The sequence below is a fragment of the Hymenobacter agri genome, from assembly GCF_054778495.1.
Genome location: NZ_BAAGZM010000363.1, coordinates 1 through 4,319, shown reverse-complemented (window position 1 = coordinate 4,319; position 4,319 = coordinate 1). Strand labels below are relative to the sequence as shown.

Annotated in this window: 4 protein-coding genes; 3 read left to right on the top strand and 1 reads right to left on the bottom strand. The window is 64.0% G+C overall.

Going from position 1 to position 4,319, the window contains the following annotated elements; all coding sequences use genetic code 11:
* The 3 genes from ACYVDE_RS15670 to uxuA form a co-directional block, all read left to right on the top strand.
* The coding region (locus ACYVDE_RS15670; protein WP_460502479.1) for a glycoside hydrolase family 3 C-terminal domain-containing protein at positions 1 to 858 on the top strand (858 nt) is incomplete at its 5' end.
* A gap of 173 nt (positions 859 to 1,031) precedes the next feature.
* A complete protein-coding gene (locus ACYVDE_RS15665; RefSeq protein WP_460502477.1) occupies positions 1,032 to 1,853 on the top strand; it encodes an SDR family oxidoreductase in 822 nt (273 codons plus the stop codon).
* Between the two features lie 119 nt (positions 1,854 to 1,972).
* Positions 1,973 to 3,136, top strand: a complete 1,164-nt coding sequence (gene uxuA, locus ACYVDE_RS15660; RefSeq protein ID WP_460502476.1) for a mannonate dehydratase — start codon at positions 1,973 to 1,975, stop codon at positions 3,134 to 3,136.
* A gap of 18 nt (positions 3,137 to 3,154) precedes the next feature.
* Here the strand turns inward: uxuA and ACYVDE_RS15655 are convergent.
* The coding region (locus ACYVDE_RS15655; protein WP_460502475.1) for a S41 family peptidase at positions 3,155 to 4,319 on the bottom strand (1,165 nt) is incomplete at its 5' end.

The window sequence follows — 4,319 nt, the reverse complement described above, 5'->3', positions numbered from 1 at the left end:
GCCGTGAGCGGCGACAGCCGCGCCGGCTTCGAGCAGGCCGTAGCCGCCGCCCGCAACGCCGACGTAGTGCTGCTGGCCGTGGGCGAAAGCTGGGACTTGAGCGGCGAAGCCAAGTCGCGCACCGACATTCATTTGCCCGGCGTGCAGGAGGAATTATTCAAGGCCCTGAAGGCCACTGGCAAGCCCGTGGCGGTGGTGGTTTTCGGAGGGCGCCCGCTCATTTTCGACGCCATTGCCGAGCAGGCCGACGCCATTCTGTACGCCTGGTGGCCGGGCTCGGAAGGCGGCACGGCCCTGGCCGACGTGCTCTACGGCGACTACAACCCCGCTGGCAAGCTGCCCATCACCTTCCCGCGCAGCGTGGGCCAGATTCCCATTGCCTACAATCAGCAGTACAACACCGGCCGCCCCGTCACCAAGCCCGGCGACATCCGCTACAAATCGGCCTACATCGACTCGCCCAACTCGCCGCGCTACGCCTTCGGCTATGGCCTGAGCTATACCACGTTCAAGTATTCCGACTTGAAAATCAGCCAGCCGCAGCTGAAAGCCGGCGAGTCGGCCCAGGTCAGCTTCACGCTCACCAACACTGGCAAGGTGGCCGGCGAGGAAGTAGCCCAGCTCTATCTGCGCGACCCCGTGGCTTCCGTGGCCCGGCCGCTGAAGGAGCTGAAAGATTTCCGCAAAGTCAGCCTCAAACCCGGCGAAAGCAAAACCATCACCTTCACCATCGACCAGCAGAAGCTCGCCTTCTACAATTCGAAGCTACAATGGGCCGCTGAGCCTGGCAAATTCAACCTCATGGTCGGCAGCGCCTCCGACGACATTCGCCTCGAAGGCGCGCTGGAGCTACTGTAAGCACCTGATGATGGGCAAAAAAGAACGTCATGCTGAGCTTGTCGAAGCATCTCTACCGTGGGGATTATCAAGCTGACTCAACGGAGCGGTGGAGATGCTTCGACAAGCTCAGCATGACGTTCCAACTTATGCAAACAACCACAATCAATTCTACCTCCTATACCCTCCGAAATATGCCTGCCCTTTCCCAATTTTCGCTCGCCGATAAAGTCGTGGTCATCACCGGAGCCACCGGCGTACTGGGCGAAGCGCTGTCGCTGGCCGTGGCCGAAGCCGGCGCCAAAGTGGCCATTCTGGGCCGCAACGCCGAGCGCGCCGAGGCCCGGGCGGCGGCCATTCGTGCCCAAGGCGGCGAGGCGCTGGTTATCCTCGGTGATGTGCTTGATGCCGAACAGATGCACCGGGCCTGCGACGAAATCATGCGTACCTGGGGCCGCATCGACGGGCTGGTGAATGCGGCCGGCGGTAATATGCCCGGCGCCACCGTGGGTCCCACGCAGGACCTGTTCGATGTGGGCATTGAGGACACCCGCCGGGCCGTCGATTTGAACCTGTTCGGCACAGTAATTCCGACCACCGTATTTGGCCGGGTGATGGCCACGCAGGGCAGCGGCTCCATCGTCAACTTCTCGTCGCTCACCGCTCAGCGGCCCCTCACCCGCGTGATGGGCTATACCCTGGCCAAAACCGCCATCGAAGGCTACACCCGCTGGATGGCCACCGAGTTGGGCCTGCGCTACGGGGGCGGCATCCGCATGAATGCCATCGCGCCGGGCGTCTTCCTCACCGACCAAAACCGCGACCTGCTGGTGGCCCCCGACGGCTCGCCCACCGAGCGGGCCCGCAAGTTTATCAGCCACACGCCCTTCCAGCGCTTCGGCGTGCCCGAAGAGCTGACGGGCACCTTGGTGTATCTACTCAGCAACGCCTCCCGGTTCGTGAACGGCGAAACCGTGGTGGTAGACGGTGGCTTTAATGCCTACAGCGGGGTGTAGAGACGCAATATTTTGCGTCTCGGTGTCGAACGGCTTGCGTTGAACAACCGGCACCGACAACCAAATAACATCAGCAACGACGAGACGCAAAATATTGCGTCTCTACACCAACTCTACTCATGCCCCTTCTCCAAAGCTGGCGCTGGTACGGCCCCAACGACCCCGTGAGCCTCGCCGACATCCGCCAGGCCGGCGCAACTGACGTGGTGACAGCCCTGCACCACATTCCCAACGGCCAGGTCTGGCCTATCAGAGAAATCAAAAAACGCCAGGCCGAGGTGGCTGCCGCCGGCCTCACGTGGAGCGTGGTGGAAAGCGTGCCCGTGCACGAAAACATCAAAACCCGCACCGGCGACTTCCAGCACTACATCACCACTTACCAGGAAAGTCTGCGCAACCTGGCCGCCTGCGGCATCTACACGGTCACCTACAACTTCATGCCCGTGCTCGACTGGACGCGCACCGACCTGGCCTACGAAGTCGAGGACGGCTCGAAAGCTCTGCGCTTCGAAAAAGCCGCCTTCGTGGCCTTCGATACGCAGCTGTTGAAGCGTCGCAATGCCGCCCTGGACTACACCGCCGACGAGCTGGCCCGCGCCGAAGCCCGCTTCGCGGCCATGAGCAACACCGAGCAGCAGCAGCTCCAGCGCAACATCATTGCCGGCCTGCCGGGCAGCGAGGAGAGCTTCACGCTGGAGCAGTTTCAGCAGGCGCTCGATGCGTACGAGGGCATTGATGCGGCCAAGCTGCGCGAACACCTGGTGCTGTTCCTGCAAGAAATTGTGCCGGTGGCCGAGCGCGTGGGCATCAACCTCGCCATTCACCCCGACGACCCGCCCTACCCCATTCTGAGCCTGCCGCGCGTGGTGAGCACAGCCGAGGATATTGCCGCGCTGGCCGCGGCCGTGCCCTCGCCGGCCAATGGCCTGTGCTTTTGCACCGGTTCGTTCGGCGTGCGGGCCGACAACGACCTGCCCGCCATGGTGCGGCAGTTTGCCGACCGCATCCACTTCATTCACCTGCGCAGTACCCAGCGCGACGCCGAGGGCAACTTCTACGAAGCCAACCACCTCGAAGGCGACGTGGACATGTACGCCGTAATGCGCGAGCTGGTGCTGGCCATGCGCCGGCACAACACGAGCCTGCCCATGCGCCCCGACCACGGCCACCAGATGCTCGACGACCTGCACAAAAAAACCAATCCCGGCTACTCCGCTATCGGCCGCCTGCGCGGCCTAGCCGAGCTGCGCGGGCTGGAAATGGGTATCAGCCGGAGCTTGTAGCGCGGGCGAAAAATCGCCTTATTTCCCCAGCAGGGCCAGCTGTGCGGTGCTGTCGCCCACGGCGTGCAGGGCGCGCTGCAGCTCCAAGTCGTGCTCGCGCAATACCGTGTAGTAAGGTACCAGACCGTAGGCGCTGCGGGCAATGTACGCCTTGATTTGGTTGCGGAGCAGTCCGGCGCAGCGCCGTACGGCCCCCGGGTCGGCCACCACGCCATCCTGCGCGGCCTGGGCGGCCAGGCTGGCTAGCTGGGCGTCGCTGATGCGGAAGGTGGCGTTGAACTGCTCGAAGCGCAGGGCCTGCAACTCCTCTTTGTGGCCCTGGTAGAATGTCAGGGCAAAGGCGCGGGGCACGCCGTGCGCCATAAGGGCGGTGTAGTAGGCCGAGTGGGCCAGCGAGTCACGCGGCACAAATACGTCGGGCATGATGCCGCCGCCACCGTACACCGTGCGACCGTGGTCGGTGCGGAAGCGCAGTTCTTTGGTAAAGTGGGTACTGTCGGCCGATTCCAGCTCGCCACGGGCGGCGCGATTGGCTACGTCGGCGCTGTATTCGGCGTAGTTGGCCCCGTAGGGTTTCTGAATGGAGCGGCCCACCGGCGTGTAGTAGCGGGCAATGGTGAGGCGCAGCTCGCCGCCGTCGCTGAGCGGAATGGGCTGCTGCACCAGGCCCTTGCCAAACGTGCGGCGGCCCACAATAATGGCCCGGTCGTGGTCTTGCAGGGCACCGGCCACCACTTCAGCGGCGCTGGCGCTGCCTTCGTCCACCAGCACCACCAGCGGGCCTTCCTCAAACTCACCGGCCACGCGGGCGTAGGTTTGGGAGTCGTACTGGTCGCCCTTACCGTCGGTATACACGATTTTGCGCGAGCCGGCAATAAACTCGTCGGCCAGGCGAGTGGCGCGGTCAAGGTAGCCGCCGGGGTTGCCGCGCAGGTCGAGCACGAGGCGCGTGAGGCCCTGTCGGCGCAAGTCGGACAAGGCTGTCTTGAATTCATCGTAGGTGCCCGAGGCGAAGCGGCTGACTTTGATGTAGCCGGTTTGGGGGTCGACCAGATAAGCGGCATCGATGGAGCTGTTGGGAATACGGCTGCGCGGAATGCTCACGCTCAGCGGCCGCGGCAGCTGGCGGCGGTGCAGCACTAGGGCCACGCTGCTGCCCCGGGGCCCGCGCAACAGCTGCGTA

Coding starts and splice junctions, on each gene's coding strand:
- ACYVDE_RS15665 (WP_460502477.1), top strand. CDS start 1,032: ATGCCTGCCCTTTCCCAATTTTCGCTCGCCGATAAAGTCGTGGTCATC.
- uxuA (WP_460502476.1), top strand. CDS start 1,973: ATGCCCCTTCTCCAAAGCTGGCGCTGGTACGGCCCCAACGACCCCGTG.